This window comes from bacterium (assembly GCA_037147175.1).
Lineage (GTDB): Bacteria > Cyanobacteriota > Vampirovibrionia > Gastranaerophilales > UBA9971 > UBA9971.
The window spans coordinates 18,671-37,426 of sequence record JBAWVS010000001.1 but is presented as its reverse complement, the minus strand read 5'-3'; the positions used below and the strand labels follow the sequence as shown (position 1 = coordinate 37,426).

The following is an 18,756-nucleotide window of genomic DNA, read 5'->3' as shown; positions in this document are numbered from 1 at the left end:
GCGCATACTCCTTTTTTAACTAATTACAATGGGATAAAAATTTTCTATAGCCGAATGAATAAAAATTAAATATTTTTTGTTTTTGTATAATCTTGTATGCCAGTCTTTTTTTATTGCAAACTCGCTCCAGTCTCCGATATTTAAAAGTAAGTTAGCCCATTTACCGTGTTTACTAACTTCTTTAGCCGTTTTAAGCTGCTCATTTACAAAGGCAGCGGAAGAACTGACACAATTGGTATACAAGTGCTCAAGCCTATATTTCATTTTTATGCCTCTTAGTCGCTCGTAGTGCTACTTTTCCATGTGTATTTAAATTCTTTTTTACCTGTGTTATAGTTCCGCTGATATTTTTTCGGGGCGTATAAGCCGTATGGATTAGGGGGATAACCTTCTTTTTCTTGAATTTCTGCTATGTCATCAAGTTTTAAATCAAGGTCTGAGATTAATTCCCATAGATACCAGCCATAGCGGTAATGCCCTGTTCTTTTTCTGGTTAATTTTACTGTCATAGGCAAAAATCTCCATTACAAACCGCCCCACAATTATTGTGGTTTCGTTTCAAATTTTTAAATTAAAATATCTTAACAAGTGTAATTTTTATAAGTAACTTAATAGCTAATGTTTAATCATATGTTCTATTTAGCTTTATTCATATATTCATTATGACAGATTCAGCCCAGATTTGTACTGCTCTTAAGCATGAAAAGCCTTCGATAGAGCATACTCAAAAGGCTGGTCTTTATAAAACGCTTAAACAGTCTCATATTTTCCCGAAATTTTGAAACTTTTTCAATTATAAATATGACTTTAATCATACCTTGCTCAAAATTGCTATATGGGTATATTATATAAATTATCAGAGTTACTTAAACTTTTAATCTGTTCTGATTTTGCAACTATTCTAATAATAATTAATTAAGAGAAATTTTATGACAGAATTCCTTAACAAAACAAAAGAATATCTTGATAAATTAAATAATGAAGATTATACAGAAGATTTTACTGAAATTGAAAAAATATTTCTTCAAATTCAACATACTATTTCAACAACTTCTATCATAAATGAAAAAGTTAAAGAAAAAAGAGATTACTATATAAAATTAAATCAGGATGAAAAATTTATAAATATAATATACAAGCTGACTAATTTAATAATTAAAATGTCAACGATTAACGAGCCTTATAAGTTGGAGAATAAGGACAAAATAGACTCAAAATACAAAGATCAGTTTGATTTAATTACAAAATCAGAAGAAAATGAAATAAATATTGAGCATATAAAAAATAGTAAAACATTGAAAGATTTATGTGATGCTCACCGGCATATATGGGAAGACCCTATAAATTTTGATCCTAATAAACGGCTTTTGTCGCACTTATTTGATTGTATGTACTTAAATAATACTCCGTTTGAAAATGAAGATGTTTGTTCGTCAGATAATAAATTGTTCATTATTAATCATATAAAAGATTATCTTGAATATAGTTTTTTCCTAAGTTGGAAGGAAGTTAATGATTTTTTACTTAAAAATCAGGTAAAAGAAATTATAAAATTTTATCGTAGAGAATCAGAATTTTTAAAAAATGCAGAAAATAGAAATTTTATAAATCATAATAAAAAATCAATTTTCAAAGAATATTTACAAAATTATTATAATTATGTAAATGAACTAGAAACAGAGTTTTGTACTAAACCTACAAAGACATATGTTAATGATTTCGTGGAATTTTTTCAACCATTAACAGAAAAAGATGATCTTCGGAAGAGAGTACGAAGAGCAAAAACAGTTCTCAATGAACTCAAAAAGTTTTATATTAATGATGTAAAAATAAAAAGCAGTTTAACAATCTCTTCTGAAATTATAACAAGAGAGGTTATTCAAAAAGCCGAAACTTGTGGATATGTACTTTATGATGATGGGACATTAAAATATAAGGGGAAACCAGAAAAAATATCAGGGTATTTAATTCCTTTATTCAAAGTATGTATGGATAAAAATAATTGTACACTTTCTATCGACAAAATTATTGATTTTAGTACAATAAACGATGAATTGGATTATAAAACCGAGTCTAAAAACTTTGAGAAGGCTAAAAATAATGCGGCAAAAAAGATAAGTATATTAAGGAAAGCATTCAAAAGCCTTTCAGATAATCAAAAACATAATCCATTTAGACCAAGACGTGGTGAAAGTGCTTGGGAAATAAGTATAATTTGAGGAACTTATAGAAAGTTCCTCAACCGAATATTTGTAACATTTATTTACAAAAAGAGCCCTATTTAAATAATAATGGGTTCTTTTTGTATTTCAATTTTTTCCTTTTGTAAAAGTTTAAAGTTCCTCAAAGTTCCTTAAGGAACTTTGAGGAACTTCGTTTGCTATCCTGACTTTATGAATCGAACATTGAAAACTGAATAGATGAGCGGTTACCGCAAAAGTTGAACAAGGTAGCAATATGAAGCGTGGATTTTACAAACAAAGTTTAATCCAAAAAGTATTAAATAAAAATTACGGAGATTGTAAATATATGAATACTTCATAATCCCAAAAAATAAAAAATTAGCTTTACAACTTGTCGGAGATGTCCAATATATTGACCCTGCATTTGAGACACTTCCAACCAGAATTTAAAGAGTTTATTGATAAGTACACTGTAGCAGAAAAAGAAAAGGAGAATTAGAAAAGATGAAAAGAAATTATACAAAGAAAGACTCATTAGAAATAAGTTTTGATTATCTTGACAGTAATAAAGATGAAAACACTACGGAAAGATTATCTAAAAAATTAGAGTTTGCGACAAAATTACTTGATTTAATTGAAAAAAATAAACAATTTAATGAGGCTTTTGAAATTAAAAATACATTAAGAAATAAAATTGATTTTTTTAATGAACGCATTCTTTATTTCAATATGATGGACTACATCCACCCTGCATCATCAGAATATGACCCTAATTTTGTTGAAACAATATTGGAAATGTGTCCGGTGTCATTAGATAATTGTTCCACTTTAGTCGCTGCATTATTAGGTGATGAACTCACGTTAGAGCAAAAGAAACTGTTACCAAGAAGATAGAAAAGGAGAATTTAAAAATGGCAACTAAAAAAGACTTTCAAAAGAAAAAACAGAACAAAGTAAATGAAACCTTAAAAAACTATCAAGAGTTTATCAAAAACTTAACAGTTGAAGTAGATAAAGGAAAAATCAGAAAGGGAAACACAATGGACGTAAGAAAACACACTCTCAACATTGACACTAAAGTAGCAGCACCAAGATTGGCTATTTTAGGTCCTGAAGCGTATACAGGAGAGAGGTACGTTGAGCTTGACAGCAAAAAAGAATACTTTTTTCAATATATGAGCACGGAAATACTACCAATACCTACTGCAGGCCTTAAATTAATTTTTATGGAAAGTGAAAAAGAATATCACATTGAGCCAATCTTTAATTCTTTGCAAACATTGGACAAAATGGATATTAAATGGGCTGCATGGGGTGAAGCAGAAGAAATTACAGGCATATATAGCTTGTATATTATATACAGTGGGGATGTACGTGTATTAAAACGAGCATTGCACGAAGAAATTTTTCAAAATGAAGATCTTAAAAAGTTTTATCCTGAAATATTGTTTCAAAATGAAGAAAGGGAGGACTAATTATGGAAAAAAACTTAAAAAAACAAGGACTTCCTTTGGGTAGAATACCTAAAAATGGTATTTCAGATGAATTTGCTGAATATATAAACCCTGCATCTGAATACTTCAAGCCAAAACTAAAAGAGTTGATAGATAAATATACATATAAAGAAGAAAGGGAAATTAAAATGAATGAAGATCTAAAAAAAATTGATGAACTTAAAAGAGTTCAAAAATTTAATGAGAATCATTTGCATAACACAACACAAGACAACTTTATGAATTCAATGTGGGATAGCAATTTAAAAGATTTTCAAAAGGAAAAATTTGATTACTTCCTTAGAAATGAAGCAATTCATCGATTTATTGACGAATTATGCTACAAAAGCCTTGAACCTTTTGAATCTGAAGAAGCGGAATTACAAGCAAAAATAATAGCGGCAACCGAATACCCCAGCAAATTGGTCACAGATATTCGTAATCAATGGAAAGCCTCTAACAATGGGCATTATAATGAAAAATTAAAGTGGAACGTATGCAAATACTTTTTAAATGAGCATATATGCTATTTAAAACAACGTGAACAAAATATTTTGGCGTTTTATGACTATATTAAGTCTGACGAATGTCTATACAAAATTGAGTTTGCTAAAGTTAAAAATTCGGGTCCGTATGAAAGCTGCTTAGTATACGTTCCTATAAAAAAGTGCTATAGAACTTATATCGTAAATTATTCCGATATAGGTGAGCAAATATATCTCGCATAAGAAATAAAAATGCCGTCTATAACATTAATTTCTTTTACTTACATTTTTTGTAAGTAAAAGAAATTAAAAATAATTAAATTGTATTAAAAGAATGGTTAATTAATTTAAAGTTCAAATTTTTAAAATGAGGTATTTATTATGGATGAACAAGATTTTATTACAGTAAAGACTGTATCACAGTTAATTTGCAGCACACCCAATAGCATTTACGTTATGCTTCACAGGGGGGTATTCCCTGACGATTTATACTATAAGGTCGGCAAGCGCAAGATTTTATTTTCAAAATCAAAATTAATTGCTTGGATAACCGGGTAAGGTGTAAAAAATAAAGAAAGGACCGTATAGAAGTGGCTAGAGCTAAATTTAAACAACCGTGGTTTGCACACGATTATTATTCAAGAAATGATCCTAAACTACAGGAATTGATTTCCGAATTAGGATATAAAGGTTTAGGAATTTTTTGGTGCATAATTGAAATTTTATATGAGCAAGGAGGCTATCTCCCAAAAAATAAAATTAAAAGTACAGCATTTTCCTTAAAAATTAAACAGGATTTTTTAATTAAAGTTTTAGAAAACTATGAACTTTTTGAAAATGATGAAGATTTTTATTTTTCAAATGCTTGCTTAAATAGGTTAAAAGAGAAGGAAGAGATTTCCGCCATACGCTCTGAGAATGGAACTAAAGGGGGTAATGCCAAAGCAAATAAAAATGTAGCAAATGCTACAAATTTGCCGGAGCAAAATGAAGCTATTAGAGAAGAGGATATTACAGAACAGGACATTACAGGAGATAATATTATATTAGAGAAAAGTACAGGAGATAACATTGTTCCTTCGGAACAACTTGATTCTCTAAATTCGCCGGACTCTTCCTCTGATATAATATTAGCTCTTTCTTCTGAAAGTAACGATCTCTCTCCCTCTCCTCCTAAAACAGATTCTCTATCTCATATTTGTCCTACGGACAATAAAATAGATAATATAAACCCTGTTAAGAAAGAATATGGGTGTAATAATAATATCCTGTTAACAGATATAGAATATCAAGATTTCAATGAAATTGTTAAAAGTAAAAAAATGACAACCAATATAATCAATAGCCTATCTAAAAATATTTATGAAGAAAAATATAAACCACCTTATAATTTTCCTAAATTGTTAATGAGCTTTCTTTATAAAAAAATATTTTATATCCTGAATGATAATTCAATGATAGAACAGGACGGGGATAATATAGTATTACTATCTAAAAGAATTACACCTAAAAATTATACAAGTAATACTATATCCGCCAAAGATTTTAATGAAAATTATCTTTCTGACTATTTAGACGATTTAATAGATATTTTAAAAGAAGCAAATTTATATCCTCTGTAAAATAGAAATTTATAGCTGCCAATTGTTTTAATTTATTTTTTATAAAAATAATTGTATCCTTTTTCCAATTTTAATCCTCAATTAACTATATCTCACATCATCCTATCCCATTTAACAAAAGTAATCGCAAGTAAAATTGGATTTTTATTATAACTAGAAAGGGTTTTTGTTATGATAATTGAAAATGAGCAGTTTTTATCGGTAAAACAGTTTGCTGAAAAATTAAACGTATCTACAAGTTTGATTTACAAGTATATTAGGGCTGGCAAATTCCATAAGGATCTCTATATACGCTTCGGTAGAAAAATATTGTTCCGAACAAGTAAAATAGACAAATATTTATTTCCGCAAGAAAAGCCCCCTGAAGAGGAAATGCGGGAATTAACTTTGCAACTGCTTAAACATTTTAATCAAGAGTGTCAATAAGTACCTGTATTTTTTCCATTTTAATTAAAAAATCTTTAAAATACGGGGAAAATGACGGTTTGCTAGATGTGATTGTGGCAAATTCACGAAAACTTTTGATTTTAAAATATATTTCCGCATCCGGCAAAAAATTGTCATTTTTTTAATTTAATACTTGTTAATAAGAGAAGCCCCTAACCTCTAAACATTATCAACCAACTTATTCTCGGAAAATTAAATTTTTATTTAGTTCCGTAAGGAAAGTTGATAGATAAAATTTTGGAGATTTAGGAATGACTATTATTAATGAAGTTATGATGGGGGATAGTTTAAATGTTTTGAGAAAAATTCCTGATAGTTATGTAGATTGTGTTGTAACCTCACCACCATACTGGGGATTAAGAGATTACAGCACTAATCCTGTATTATGGAATGACGGTTGGGCAGGAGAATTAGGACAGGAACCTGATTTTAACCAATATGTTTCACATCTATGTGATATTTTCGATGAAGCTAAAAGAGTATTGAAAGATACAGGAACTTGCTGGGTGAATCTGGGCGATACTTATGGTGGAAGCGGCATGGGTATAACCAGCACAGGTCATTGTAAAGGAAAAAATTCTATTTTACCTGATGATTTGAGTTACCTTCCTAAAAAAGCACCTCAAAAAGGTATATATGATAAGAGTTTACTTATGATTCCATTCAGGTTTGCTATTGAAATGGTAAATAGGGGGTGGATATTAAGAAATGTCATAATATGGCAGAAACCTAACTGTATGCCGCAAAGTGTTAAAGACAGATTCACCGTTGATTTTGAATATTTATTTTTCTTTAGCAAGAATAAAAAATACTACTTTGAGCAACAGCTTGAACCGTTCAAGGAATCTACAATAAAACGTTGCAAAAGCGGATGTAATGAAAACAAAGGCGCTAATTATCAGGGCTTGAATAAAAAAAACTATGAAAAAATACAAGAAAAGATTTTAACAGGGAAGCTGGAAGGAAGAAATATGCGTAGTGTTTGGGATATACCTACAACAAACTTTAGCGGAACTCATTTTGCAACATATCCCCCAAAATTAATAGAAATACCTATAAAGTCTGGCTGTCCTGAAAATGGTATTGTACTTGATCCTTTTATGGGAAGCGGAACCACCGGACTTGTTGCAAAACAGCTTAACCTTAACTGGCTTGGAATTGAACTAAATCCTGAATACGCCGAAATGGCAGAGAAAAGAATTAAAGCAGTATAACTATACCTTATAATATTAAACCTTCTCTTTATACCTATCACAAAGTTGTGATAGGTTTTTTTTGATCAAAATCTTCAAAACAACACTTTAGGCATTTTAAGGCAAGTTTTGAAATACGGACACAGTTTCCATCATCCCATTAGTATATCTTTTGCTGTAGGCTGTCTGGGCATGTGGAAAATTAACAGATTTTATTTATCTTTTTATTGCTCCGGTGAAAATAGAACAAAAATTATATTTTAAATTATGGATGTTTGGGAAATAAAACAAAAAATTGATACCGATAAAAAAATAAAAAGAATTATACAGAAACATCCTGAGATGTTAGTAAAAATAGAGATACGGGGACAAAAAAATGACTATTAACAATTTTGCTCTAAGTTTAGAGTTGCTTTCAGTGGAGCAGGTAGCGGAATTTTTACAAATTTCTGAGAAAACTATTTATTCATATACTTGCAACTCAGGTAAAAATGGTGGCAGCAAAAGAAAAAGATTTCCAAAAGAAGTTTACATAAAACTGGGCAGAAAGATCCTATTTGTCAAGAGTAAATTATTTTTGTGGCTGGAAAATGGCGCGGAGTTTATTTAAGCGCCTTGAGTTGTTTTTGAATTTGTGGGAGATAGAGGTTAGAGGATGGTTTTATTATGAGTGTGTATCAAAGCAAAGCAGGAACTTGGTTCTATAAATTTATGATACGTGGAAAGACCTATCATAAAAGTATTCCAGAAGCGACTTGTATGAAAGATGCTGAAAAAGCACAAACTATTTTAAAAGCACAAATCTTACAAGGCAAATATGACCTTGCTGAAGGCAAAGGCGAAATGTTTTTTGATAATTTAATTACTGTGTTTGTTAAATACGGAGAAATTAACCGTATCGGTTGGCATAATGATAGATATACTGTTGAAGGAATCAAGAAGTTCTTTTCAGGAAAGAAATTAAAAGATATAACTCCTTTTATGATTGAAAAATATAGGCTTTATAGAAAAAATAAAGGCATTGCCAATGCTACAATTAATAGAAACGTTTCTATTATCTCAAAAATGTTTAATATAGCTATAGATAATGGCTGGACAAATGATAATCCCTGTTCTGCAAAGAAAGTAAAACCTTTGAGAGCGGATAATAAAGTTGAAAGGTTTTTATTCCCTGAAGAGGAAGAAGCTCTTATAAATAGCTGCATTAAGGAAGATGTTTATTTAAGATCTATAATTATCGTTCTTCTTCACACTGCTATGAGAAAAGGTGAGTGTTTATCGTTAAAATGGTCTGAAAATATTGACTTTAAGCAGAAGTCTATTACTTTATACAAGACTAAGAGCGGAAAAATGAGACGTATCCCTATGAGCAACACAGTTTATAATGAATTAATTGAACTTTATAACAATAAAAAGTCAGATTATGTCTTTACAAATCCTTTCACAAATAATAGATATGAGAACATTAAAAAGGGTTTTAAGCGTGTTTGCAAAAGAGCAAATATTGAAAATTTAACTCCTCATTGTTTAAGACACTCTGCCGCTACAAAAATGGTATTTGCAGGAATTGACCTTGCTGTAGTACAAGAAATTCTTGGACACGCTGATATTGCAACGACAATGCGATATTCACATCCTGTTCCTGAAAGAAAAGTTCAAGCAATTCAGGCATTGGATACTCTTTTAACAGGACAGAATAGTCATCTATGTGCTGTAAAATAAGAATATTGCAAAGTAAATATCTTTGAAAAATGCTCCGGTATCGGAGCATTTTTTGTTAGAGCTATATATATTTCTACCAAGTTTACAAATTAGACAACTAGACGGGATTTAGACGGGAGGTAAAATTAAAGAGGGTTCGATTCCTCGAAACCCTCTCTGTAAGCCTCGGAACGACAGGATTTGAACCTGCGACCCCTACCACCCCAAGTTCATTGGCATTTTAAAAAACTTGTAACTGCTAAATCTATAAAGCCAATAATAAAGAGTGTTTTCGATTCTCATTAATTTTCTATCAATTATTATTTTTAGTCAATGTTGCAATTTTGTTGCATCGAGTTTAAATTTCATAATTTTAAGGATTAATTTTTTAGTATTTTATATAAAAAACACCCTCATTTTTGAGAGTGCTTTTCAAATATTAATTCATAATTTTATTTATACGGCTTCTAAAATTTTTTCATCTTCTTTTGTAATTATACCGTCTAAAATTTCAATATATTTTTCTGCATCACTTGCTAAGGTGTGTGTATAAGTATCCATAGTGGTTTTAAATGATTTATGACCTAATTGCTCTTGAACAACACGCATTGAAGCTCTTTCAGAAATCATGATTGAAGCATAAGTATGTCTAAGGTCATGCCATCGAATATTCGGCAACTCTGCATTTTTTAAAATAGGTTTAAATATTCTTGCAGTAAGGTTTTTCTTGTCTATGTGATTCCCTTTTTTATTAGGGAAAACTAAATTATCATTTGAAGTTCTTAATTTCCATTCTTGTAAGACTTTCTTTAAGCCTTTGCACATAGTTATTTTTCTAACGGAACTTTCTGTTTTTGTTGTTGTTACAATTCCATCATAGACAGTTTTATTAATATTTATAATATTATTGGTAAAATCTACATCTTCCCAAGTTAAAGCCAGTAACTCGCCTTGTCTTATTCCTGTAAAAATGGCTGTCGATATTAATGTATATGCTTGCTGATTGGTGTTTTTAGAGCTTTCAAGTAAAATATTTATTTGTTCTTTTGATAAAATTTTCATTTCTTTTTTTACCTCTTTAAGTTTTTTAATACATCTTGCGGGATTATTCTGAATCATTTCCAATTCTTCAAGCTTATTAAAAAACACTTTTAAGACTTTCAATATTTCATTTATCCTAGAAATAGATGCTTCATGGTCTTTTCTGTCGGTTATAAAGCTATGAATTGTTGTTGGCTTAATATCATTAAGTTTTTTCCCTTTAAAAAATGGCAAAATATGCTGATTTATTACACTTTTATAAGTATCCGCTGTACTAAATTTACAATAATGATTTATGTGGGATTCAATAAAAATAGCCATAGCCGATTCAAAAAGTATTTTGTTATCTTTTATATAACTGCCTGTATTTAAAGAATGTTCAATTTTTGCTCTGTATGCCTCTGCCTCAACTTTAGTTTTAAAGCCTGACTTGCTTTCTCTGTTGCCTTCATTATCTATAAAGTCAACCATCCAACAAAAAGTCCTTTTGCCGTCTTTATTTATCCAATTTCTTTTTCTTATACTTGCCATGAACAACCTCTTTAGATTAAAGGGTACTGATATTATAATAACTCACTATCTGATTAATTGCAAGTACCCTTTTTTCTATAGCTCTTTAATTATGCAACTTTGCCTTGCTCTATAAATTTTACTAACTCGTTATAATCAAAACATAAATGTTTTTTGCTAAACTTTATGTGTGGAATTTTCTTTTGATGTACCCACGCATATAATGTTGAGTCTTTGATTTTTAACATTTCTGATGTTTCTTTTAAATTTAGTAACATATTTTTATATCTCTTTCTTTTTTAATCTGCCGACAATATTTATAAAAAGGTTATGGAGAATTTTAATTTTAAAGAGCGTTTGAGTACCTCAATGTAAAAACTACACAACCTTTCTTTAATCTCTCTTAATAAGCCTTCTTTTCGCATTAGATTTGATTTATGAAGCTTATAATTTAACTGTTAATAATGATTTGGTTATATAAACTTATGAAATATATAAAATCAATACTCATGCTACTTCCGCAAGTTGTTTTTGCTTATCTGAAAACAATTTACAATAAATTTCTTCATATAAACTGGCTATTGTAGGAAGATTATTTGTTTTATTCTGTCTGTATAAACTTTTATATCTTTTAATTTTCTTCATTTCATTGTTTATATGCGTTTCACACATTCCAATGGTCATAAATATATCTTTTAAGTATTTATAATTTATTGTGTCTGCTGATAATAAGAGCATGATTGTTATAAGGGAATTTCTTTTCTGTTTTTCCTTTATTAATCTTGCAATTTCCACATCATTTAAAGAATTTAAACAGTGTCTATCGTCCTCTATCACTTCATGGAACAAATAATCTTTTAAGATTTCTTTTCTTTTTTCTTCAAGATTATCAAAAGATTGCATTGATAAAATATCAATAAGCTTTGAAATATCAAGCTTTTTCTTGATATATTTAGTGCTTCTAAAAGACAATTCAAACCTCATGATATTTTTATCTTCTAATTCGGGTAAAGGGTTTATTTTATTCTGCTTCATTTCTTCTTTCTTATCGTAAATTCTTATTGTGAAGTCATTTTTTGAAGCTCTTTTGCCTTTTGACATAAAATATATGCAACTATCTTCTTTTGTTGCTCTAATATCTCTAATCTTAGATATTCTTAGATTGTATTTTGGCTTTATAGAATCAAATAACGGAATATAAGACTTGAAAAAGTAATCTGCATATATGTTTGTGGTTAAATCAATCGCTGATATACTAAAGTTCAAAAGATTATCTTCTGTTTTAATATTGTAAATACTCACTAAATCCTCAAGAATCAAGTTTAAATTATGAATAACATCTTTAAATTCACTAAATGTAATGCCTTTAATATTCTCTTTAGATTGATACAAGAACTTATACGGGCATAAAGTTAGCCATAACTTATTGTGTTTAACAGAAATATTAAGGTTTAAGAAATTGTTATTGCCGTAATGCCTTAATTGTTCATTGATTCTATATAATGAAGGAAGGCAATCCCTTTCTATCGGAGAGAAAATAGATAATTTATCTATTATTAATTTATCTGACATATTTTAATTCCTTTTATTTGTATGTAATGACTTGCAGGGATTATGATATAGGTGTATTTTAATAAGCTTATGGGTATAATAAAATGTCTTATTATAAGAAAAGTTTTGTATAATCTTTGAAAGAGTTTTTTAAGCATTGTCATCCTCACTTTTTATTGTTTTAAATAAACTGGTTAAATTATAAATATTATTTCTACCGTTTGAATCTTTTGATATAAGCTTTCTATCGCACAAATCCTTGATAATTAAATTTACATACACATATGAACATCCAACAGTTCTAGCAATTTGTTCTTGAGTTAAATTAACAATATTGTTATTATCTGCTTCAAATACAAGACAAGTAAGGATTTTGTATTTTTTTAAGCCTTTAAATCCTTTAGTTGGTAGGTTTAATTTAAATAAAGTCTTTAATTTTTTATTCATTATTCTTTCTCCTGTAATAATTCTTGTAACAGTTCTTTGTAGTTATTTTCGAGTCTATAAGTATTACAAATACCCCATATTTTATTGACTGTAAGGACTTTGTAATCTTCTAATTCTTGAATACAAGCCCTGATTGTAAATCTGTCTAAGCCAGTATATCTTTTTATTGTGTTTTGACTTAAATTAACTATTTTATTGCCTGTATCAGCTTTGTTTTCTAGTATTTTTAGCACTTTAAGCGTTGAAGCATGTAGTATTGTCTTCATCTTTTTTATTCTCCATTTGTTTTTTTCTAATTTTATACAATCGAATTTTTCCCAAAGATAAAAATTATCTAGTCGGATAGGGATACTATTTTAGAATTAAGGCTTTTCGATAAAGAATGCAGATTATATAAAAATCTTTTTACACAATCGGCATTCTTTCTTGATGCCTATATTCTATTGGTTTTGAATAATTATTCACGGTTTGTTTATTCTCTTTTTGTTAAGCTTAACTTTTAAGTGTTTTTTTATTTGTTTTTTTACCACCTTTTCTATGTCTATAAATTACTTTACAAATTTTCTTTAATTTCTATATTACAATTATAACATATTTCACAATTCATACAAGGGCAAAATGCTTTTATAGACAAGGTTTTAGCCTATTTTGATTTTAAAATCAAAATATTTTTACGGCAAAATAAATTATCCCTTTCAGCACAATACTTTTAGGGTTTATGGCAGGTAATAGGTCTGGACAAGTAATAGAAAGCTGGTTTAATATCCCTAATGATGTTTAATATTGCGGAAAGAAAATATTAAAGCATTCTTTTTTTTATCTTTGGATATAAAGTTTTTACTTGAATATCATAATTGTTTTCTGATAAGAACATTGCCAAAGCTAATTTGTCAGCATCAAAATTATAAAAATATTGTTCTATTGAGTTATATTTTTTTAATTCATCAGATTTTCGGTGTTTTTCAAAATATTTAGTTAAAAGGTTAAATTCCTTATTATGTTTTTTAAAATTTTGGAAGTTATTGCCCTTTTTTTGTTCATTTATTAATTCGAAATATTTAAAAATTTCTTCTCGTTTATATTTATCACGTATTTCTTTTACTATGTTTGGTTTATTGCCCCCCACCCTTTTTTCTGAAAGATTAGCGAGTTTTTTATAAAACTTTTCTTTAATAGTTAATAGAGCCTTGAAAGTATTGTTTAATGGTGTTTTTTGTAGGTCTTTATCAAAAGTTTTGTATTTTTTGTATTTTTGAGGAACATTAAGAGAAATATTAAAGCTTTCGACAAAAGCAAAATTTAGTAAATAATTTGAGTTAGTACAAAATTGCTCTGAAAAATCATTTAACAAGTATGATATTGTATCAAATACTTTTTCTATTATATTTGATTCGCTTTCATCATATTTCCAAAATTTATAAGTTTCGTTATAATTTTTTGAAAAATTACTTATACTTAAATTAAAAATTTCTTGAGATATTACTTTTAAAGCTTTTAAAACTATAAGTTCTTTATTTTTTATGTCGTAGTTAAAAAGGTCTGTATTTTTATTTGTATCTATAAATATAAATTCGTCTTCGTCTTCATTTGTATTTTTATCTTCATCCAATATCTCTTTGAGAACCTCTGTATAAGTATATTTTTTTTGGTATAAGTTAATAGGCAACTCAATTTCTATAAAATTAATTATTTTATTTTCGGGTGAACTTGATGGAATTAATGGTAAAGAAGATTCATTTACGAAAAGTTTAAAGGGGTCTTCTAAACTTAAATCCTCCCATGAATACTGTTTCATTACATAAGTATGGAATAAATAATCTTCATCTGAAATTAATTTTTTTAATTTTGTTTTTTTGCGTTTAAATAATATGTATTGTTGGTAAAAATCTTTAATGGAATATTTCGTTTCTTCATTATTATAAAAAATTGTTTTATCAAATTCATTCAAAGATTCAAAATTAATTTTATTAAGGTCTTTACGGCAACAATTTTCGATTTTATCAAAATCAATTTCAACATAATATTTTTTTTTAAAATTCTCTTCACCTAAAAACAAATATTCAATCCATTTATCAATGAAATCATCTTCAAAAAGGTCTTTTATGTATATTGGTTTATTTAAATTTTCTGCCATAATTTTTTTAACCCTTTTATTATTCTATTTTGTTGAAAATGTCACAAAAGTTAAAGCATCAAAAACCATATTAAATTCTTTGAAATCTTCCTTATATGATTTAGGCATAGGCGAAAACGATGAAGTTCTATTAAATGCATCTAATATTGAATTATTAAACGCAATGCTTCCATTTGTTTCAGATATATTTGCCGATTCAATAATACCCTCTTTTGAAATTTTAACATTATAAGTGGATTTTTCTTTACTATCGAACGATGGCATTTGCCAATTAGCATAAACGGTCTTTTTTACATCTGCTAAATACAAACGGACACTAGGCAATTCAACATCTTTGTTATCTACACTACAAACTTTATAATAAAAATTATCAATTGTAGAATCAGGAGGAATCGGCTCAAATGAATCTGTTGCTACTTTTCTTTCAATCAAATTCCCCTTTAAATCATATGATACAGATTCTAATGTTTTAAAAAGTCTTTCATTACAATTCAATGAAACATATTCTTTTATAGAACTGATTTTTGTATTTTTACTTAAATCAACTTTGTACCAAAAATTACTTACATCGCCCTTTTTCTCTATGCTTGATTCATTAATATAAAAAGTTTTATCTTCTTTTGCTTTAATTTCCGTCCATTCAGCTGCAAAAGCGGCAAGAGAAAAAATAAATATTGATAATAATGTTGTTATTAATATTTTCATTTATAAAATTCCTTTCGAGATTCTAAATTGTCATTAAATTTATTTATATTAATGAAGTAAAAGTAATGGTATTAAGCCTAAGCCCTGATTAATGCCTTTATACAAATTTTCTTTTTGTTGTTGTTTTCTACTCACTTCTAATTGTGCTTGTTGCTGTTGTTGTAATCGTGCTTGTTCTGCCTGTTCTCGTTCTTTTTCTATACTTGCTTGTTTTTCATAAATAAAATTTGTTGCCTGTTCTTTAAATTTTGCATCGAGGTCTTTTATTTTATATTCCATTGAAAGTAAATCTGAACTGTTTAATTTACCGTTATCCGCTATGTATTTGTATAAATACATCGAATATCTATATTTATTTATTTCTTCGTAAAATTGAGCTAATGACTTACTTATAGAAATTAAAAAACTGTTATTATTATATTTTTCTTTTATTATTTCTGCTTCTTGTAATGCAATTCTTAAATTGTTTTCCGCCTCTTGCATATTACCCGCTTTATATGAATCAACAAATTTTAAATAAGCATCTTTACAGGGTTTTGTTATATTGCTGACATAATTATTAGCGATTTCTTCAATTGTATCTGGAACTGCTTTTTCAAATTTTATATTATTTTTATCAAAATATTGTTTTTCGGATGGGTTATTAGTTTTTATTATTCCTAAATAGGCAACTGTATTTGTTGTAATATCAGAAGCCATATAGGCTTTATATTCGGGCGATTTTATCCAATAATATATTATATTACCTTTAATTCTAATACTTTCATCATCAATCAATAGAGGTTTATTATTAAAAGTAAACTCAATCCAATTTGAAGCCTGTACCGATTGTCCTATAATAATTAAGCAAAAAATTAATATTATTTTTTTCATTTTATATTTCCTTTTGTTTCTTTATTCCCCTAATAATAAATCGTTTGTATTTACAGTATTTTTTGAATCATGATTATTGGTTTTATTAGATTTAATATTATTGACATTAATATAATTAGTCTTTTTGCTGACTTTAATAAGAGATTCATTTTTTTTAACAGGCTTTTTATTTATTTTATTGCTGATTATTGCAGTATTCTTTGAAGATTTAGATACTTTACTATTAGTTTCTTTAGATAACTGTTTTTCGTCTTGATTTTTATTAATAGTTATTGTTTTTGAAGTTTCTTTTTTGACAATTTTAATTTTTTCTTTTTCTGGAGTTTGATAAATAATTTTTCCTGTTTTGTCTATATATGCAAACTTTTTATCCTTCATTACGATTAAAGCTAAACCATTATAAAAATTATCTATTTGAATAAATTTCAATTTAATTACAATTTTCCCTGTTTTATTTATATACCCCCATTTATTACCTATTTTTATAGGGGCAAAACCCTCTGAAAAATATCCTACTTCATCAAATTGAGGTTCTATAACGGATTTACCTTGTTTATTTATAAATCCCCATTTATTATTTAAGTTTACACCCGCCAATCCTTCAGAAAATCTAAAAGCACTTTTATATTTATCTTTAAAGAGTTGTTTTCCGTCTTTATCAATATAAAAATATTTGCCTGATTCTTTTACACTTGCTAATTCTTCAAAGAATGGAGAAACTTCATCAAATTTAGGCTTTATAATAACCGTTCCTTGTTTATTTATATACCCCCATTTATTACCTATTTTTATAGGGGCAAAACCCTCTGAAAAAGATAAAGCTTTGTCAAATTGGGGATTTATAATAAAATCCCCTTTTTTATCTATAAATCCATATTTATTTTCAAATTTAACTAATCCTAAATCCTCTGAAAAGCCTTCAGCTTTTTCAAACTGCGGTTCTATAATAAACTTACCTTGTTTATTTATATATCCCCATTTGTTAGTTGTTTTTACAGGAGCTAATTCATTGTCTTTATTAAAATAAGGATTTCCAAAAGCCAAAGCTTCTTGATAGATTGGTTTAATTAAAAAGTTTCCTTTTTTGTCTATATATGCCCATTTTCCGCCGTACAAAAACGTGTTTAAAATCCGATTTATTCTTGTAACATCATTTTTTGAAGTTTCTTCTACACAAATATTAACAACCTCATTTAACGATTTCATCTTAAATTTTGGTCTTATTTCATAAAAACATTTTAATATATATTTTTCATAATTTTTTGTTTGACCCCCAATATTTACCCTTGCTAAACCGTTTGCAAATCCCCTTGCTGTGGCAAATTGTGGTTTTATAACAATTTTTCCTGATTTATTAATATAACCCCATTTACCATTTTCTAAAATAGGGTAAAGTTCAACTTTATTTATATTTTCAACGTATTTATCATAACCAATATAACTTAAATAGCCTAAAGCTAATAACAGTAATATAAATAAGACAACTTTAACTGTTTTTTTAATTAAATTAATATTATTTGAGATAACAGACCGTAAAACATTTATTAAATCAATTTTATTTAAAATTTCTATTAATTTATTTCTTTTCAGAACAAGAAATATTATTAAACAAAGAACTAATACACCTAAAATAATTGCAATTACTATATTTATTGGTTTTATTATTTTAAATTCTGCTTGAATTTCATTAATATTGCCATATATTAAATTCCATTTAAGATTTTTTCCTTGATTTGTAACGTTACTCGCATTATTGCTATCAGATTTTACGGGTAAATTCAATATAAAACTAAAACTTGCTGATTGAGTTGCAGAATTTTCAATCTCATTAAAATAAGGATTATTTTCGTTAGAATCATTATTTTTGCTAGAAAGGTCAACTTTTATATCAATATCATATTTATCAGTAAAAAAACCTTTATTAACTGTTATAAATTTGTTGTTTTCTTTGATAAAACAATTAGGCAACCCATCAATATCAGTTTCATTTAAATTTTCAATATGTTTCTTTGCTTTTAAACCTACCATGCCATATTCATTGAGACTTGAAACACTATAACCACTTTTTTCCGCATTTGTTTTTACTTCATATAAAGCATTCCCAGCAAATCCCATCATTGCCTGATTAAACATTGGTTTGTATTCTACATCAGCACTTCCATCTTTGTTTATTGTTATTTGTGATTCAACATTTACACAACCACTTAATGTTATTACTGTTAAAAATGAAATGACAACTAATAAGGATTTAAATATTTTATGCATAATAAACAACTCTCACTATATTTTCTTAAATTTATTTATACAACTATAATATAAATATACATTCAATTAAAATGACAAATATTATTCTTCGTTATTCGGTCGACCG

At 27.8% G+C, this 18,756-nt stretch carries 19 protein-coding genes; 9 read left to right on the top strand and 10 right to left on the bottom strand.

Annotation, left to right across the window (positions count from 1 at the left end; all coding sequences use genetic code 11):
- Positions 1 to 15: 15 nt before the first annotated feature.
- Both WCG23_00195 and WCG23_00190 read right to left on the bottom strand, forming a co-directional pair.
- On the bottom strand, positions 16 to 264 hold the full coding sequence (locus tag WCG23_00195) for a hypothetical protein (protein MEI8388279.1): 249 nt from the start codon (positions 262 to 264) through the stop codon (positions 16 to 18).
- 11 nt (positions 265 to 275) lie between these two features.
- Positions 276 to 509 (bottom strand): hypothetical protein, encoded by a 234-nt coding sequence (locus WCG23_00190; protein ID MEI8388278.1) that lies wholly within the window; start codon positions 507 to 509, stop codon positions 276 to 278.
- A gap of 420 nt (positions 510 to 929) precedes the next feature.
- On the opposite strand from WCG23_00190, the gene WCG23_00185 reads away from it, so the two are divergent.
- From WCG23_00185 to WCG23_00145, 9 genes are all read left to right on the top strand, one after another.
- Positions 930 to 2,219 (top strand): hypothetical protein, encoded by a 1,290-nt coding sequence (locus WCG23_00185; protein MEI8388277.1) that lies wholly within the window; start codon positions 930 to 932, stop codon positions 2,217 to 2,219.
- 468 nt (positions 2,220 to 2,687) lie between these two features.
- Positions 2,688 to 3,077 (top strand): hypothetical protein, encoded by a 390-nt coding sequence (locus WCG23_00180; protein ID MEI8388276.1) that lies wholly within the window; start codon positions 2,688 to 2,690, stop codon positions 3,075 to 3,077.
- Positions 3,078 to 3,094: 17 nt separating this feature from the next.
- The gene (locus WCG23_00175; GenBank protein ID MEI8388275.1) at positions 3,095 to 3,658 is read left to right on the top strand and encodes a hypothetical protein; all 564 of its coding nucleotides are present in this window, start codon (positions 3,095 to 3,097) and stop codon (positions 3,656 to 3,658) included.
- Between the two features lie 2 nt (positions 3,659 to 3,660).
- Positions 3,661 to 4,404, top strand: a complete 744-nt coding sequence (locus WCG23_00170) for a hypothetical protein (protein ID MEI8388274.1) — start codon at positions 3,661 to 3,663, stop codon at positions 4,402 to 4,404.
- Between the two features lie 347 nt (positions 4,405 to 4,751).
- Complete coding sequence (locus WCG23_00165) at positions 4,752 to 5,783, top strand: Lin1244/Lin1753 domain-containing protein (GenBank protein ID MEI8388273.1); 1,032 nt, start codon at positions 4,752 to 4,754, stop codon at positions 5,781 to 5,783.
- Positions 5,784 to 5,954: 171 nt separating this feature from the next.
- Positions 5,955 to 6,209, top strand: a complete 255-nt coding sequence (locus WCG23_00160) for a helix-turn-helix domain-containing protein (GenBank protein ID MEI8388272.1) — start codon at positions 5,955 to 5,957, stop codon at positions 6,207 to 6,209.
- Positions 6,210 to 6,481: 272 nt separating this feature from the next.
- A complete protein-coding gene (locus WCG23_00155; GenBank protein ID MEI8388271.1) occupies positions 6,482 to 7,444 on the top strand; it encodes a site-specific DNA-methyltransferase in 963 nt (320 codons plus the stop codon).
- 355 nt (positions 7,445 to 7,799) lie between these two features.
- Positions 7,800 to 8,033, top strand: a complete 234-nt coding sequence (locus WCG23_00150) for a helix-turn-helix domain-containing protein (GenBank protein ID MEI8388270.1) — start codon at positions 7,800 to 7,802, stop codon at positions 8,031 to 8,033.
- Between the two features lie 56 nt (positions 8,034 to 8,089).
- Positions 8,090 to 9,145 carry a tyrosine-type recombinase/integrase gene (locus WCG23_00145; protein MEI8388269.1) on the top strand — a complete coding sequence of 352 codons (1,056 nt, stop codon included), beginning with the start codon at positions 8,090 to 8,092 and terminating at the stop codon, positions 9,143 to 9,145.
- A gap of 435 nt (positions 9,146 to 9,580) precedes the next feature.
- Here WCG23_00145 and WCG23_00140 read toward each other — a convergent pair whose 3' ends face one another.
- The 8 genes from WCG23_00140 to WCG23_00105 all read right to left on the bottom strand — a co-directional run bounded on the left by WCG23_00140 (position 9,581) and on the right by WCG23_00105 (position 18,650).
- Positions 9,581 to 10,696 (bottom strand): site-specific integrase, encoded by a 1,116-nt coding sequence (locus tag WCG23_00140; GenBank protein ID MEI8388268.1) that lies wholly within the window; start codon positions 10,694 to 10,696, stop codon positions 9,581 to 9,583.
- Between the two features lie 486 nt (positions 10,697 to 11,182).
- Positions 11,183 to 12,247, bottom strand: coding sequence for a hypothetical protein (locus WCG23_00135; GenBank protein MEI8388267.1), 1,065 nt, complete (start codon positions 12,245 to 12,247; stop codon positions 11,183 to 11,185).
- A 129-nt stretch (positions 12,248 to 12,376) separates the two neighbouring features.
- Positions 12,377 to 12,673, bottom strand: a complete 297-nt coding sequence (locus WCG23_00130; protein ID MEI8388266.1) for a helix-turn-helix domain-containing protein — start codon at positions 12,671 to 12,673, stop codon at positions 12,377 to 12,379.
- On the bottom strand, positions 12,673 to 12,939 hold the full coding sequence (locus WCG23_00125; protein ID MEI8388265.1) for a hypothetical protein: 267 nt from the start codon (positions 12,937 to 12,939) through the stop codon (positions 12,673 to 12,675). Before WCG23_00125 ends, WCG23_00130 begins: the two co-directional genes overlap by 1 nt.
- Before the next feature lie 533 nt (positions 12,940 to 13,472).
- The gene (locus tag WCG23_00120) at positions 13,473 to 14,807 is read right to left on the bottom strand and encodes a hypothetical protein (GenBank protein ID MEI8388264.1); all 1,335 of its coding nucleotides are present in this window, start codon (positions 14,805 to 14,807) and stop codon (positions 13,473 to 13,475) included.
- Between the two features lie 24 nt (positions 14,808 to 14,831).
- The gene (locus tag WCG23_00115) at positions 14,832 to 15,512 is read right to left on the bottom strand and encodes a surface-adhesin E family protein (GenBank protein MEI8388263.1); all 681 of its coding nucleotides are present in this window, start codon (positions 15,510 to 15,512) and stop codon (positions 14,832 to 14,834) included.
- Positions 15,513 to 15,560: 48 nt separating this feature from the next.
- Positions 15,561 to 16,385 carry a hypothetical protein gene (locus WCG23_00110; GenBank protein ID MEI8388262.1) on the bottom strand — a complete coding sequence of 275 codons (825 nt, stop codon included), beginning with the start codon at positions 16,383 to 16,385 and terminating at the stop codon, positions 15,561 to 15,563.
- A gap of 21 nt (positions 16,386 to 16,406) precedes the next feature.
- Positions 16,407 to 18,650: a WG repeat-containing protein gene (locus WCG23_00105; protein MEI8388261.1), complete on the bottom strand. Its 2,244-nt coding sequence runs from the start codon at positions 18,648 to 18,650 to the stop codon at positions 16,407 to 16,409.
- Positions 18,651 to 18,756 lie beyond the last annotated feature (106 nt).

Bases quoted from the DNA above. Each gene is read 5' to 3' on its own strand.
- WCG23_00105 (MEI8388261.1), bottom strand. From the start codon at position 18,650: ATGCATAAAATATTTAAATCCTTATTAGTTGTCATTTCATTTTTAACA.
- WCG23_00115 (MEI8388263.1), bottom strand. From the start codon at position 15,512: ATGAAAATATTAATAACAACATTATTATCAATATTTATTTTTTCTCTT.
- WCG23_00135 (MEI8388267.1), bottom strand. From the start codon at position 12,247: ATGTCAGATAAATTAATAATAGATAAATTATCTATTTTCTCTCCGATA.
- WCG23_00145 (MEI8388269.1), top strand. From the start codon at position 8,090: ATGAGTGTGTATCAAAGCAAAGCAGGAACTTGGTTCTATAAATTTATG.
- WCG23_00190 (MEI8388278.1), bottom strand. From the start codon at position 509: ATGACAGTAAAATTAACCAGAAAAAGAACAGGGCATTACCGCTATGGC.
- WCG23_00170 (MEI8388274.1), top strand. From the start codon at position 3,661: ATGGAAAAAAACTTAAAAAAACAAGGACTTCCTTTGGGTAGAATACCT.
- WCG23_00185 (MEI8388277.1), top strand. From the start codon at position 930: ATGACAGAATTCCTTAACAAAACAAAAGAATATCTTGATAAATTAAAT.
- WCG23_00155 (MEI8388271.1), top strand. From the start codon at position 6,482: ATGACTATTATTAATGAAGTTATGATGGGGGATAGTTTAAATGTTTTG.
- WCG23_00130 (MEI8388266.1), bottom strand. From the start codon at position 12,673: ATGAATAAAAAATTAAAGACTTTATTTAAATTAAACCTACCAACTAAA.
- WCG23_00180 (MEI8388276.1), top strand. From the start codon at position 2,688: ATGAAAAGAAATTATACAAAGAAAGACTCATTAGAAATAAGTTTTGAT.
- WCG23_00150 (MEI8388270.1), top strand. From the start codon at position 7,800: ATGACTATTAACAATTTTGCTCTAAGTTTAGAGTTGCTTTCAGTGGAG.
- WCG23_00195 (MEI8388279.1), bottom strand. From the start codon at position 264: ATGAAATATAGGCTTGAGCACTTGTATACCAATTGTGTCAGTTCTTCC.
- WCG23_00125 (MEI8388265.1), bottom strand. From the start codon at position 12,939: ATGAAGACAATACTACATGCTTCAACGCTTAAAGTGCTAAAAATACTA.
- WCG23_00175 (MEI8388275.1), top strand. From the start codon at position 3,095: ATGGCAACTAAAAAAGACTTTCAAAAGAAAAAACAGAACAAAGTAAAT.
- WCG23_00160 (MEI8388272.1), top strand. From the start codon at position 5,955: ATGATAATTGAAAATGAGCAGTTTTTATCGGTAAAACAGTTTGCTGAA.
- WCG23_00110 (MEI8388262.1), bottom strand. From the start codon at position 16,385: ATGAAAAAAATAATATTAATTTTTTGCTTAATTATTATAGGACAATCG.
- WCG23_00140 (MEI8388268.1), bottom strand. From the start codon at position 10,696: ATGGCAAGTATAAGAAAAAGAAATTGGATAAATAAAGACGGCAAAAGG.
- WCG23_00120 (MEI8388264.1), bottom strand. From the start codon at position 14,807: ATGGCAGAAAATTTAAATAAACCAATATACATAAAAGACCTTTTTGAA.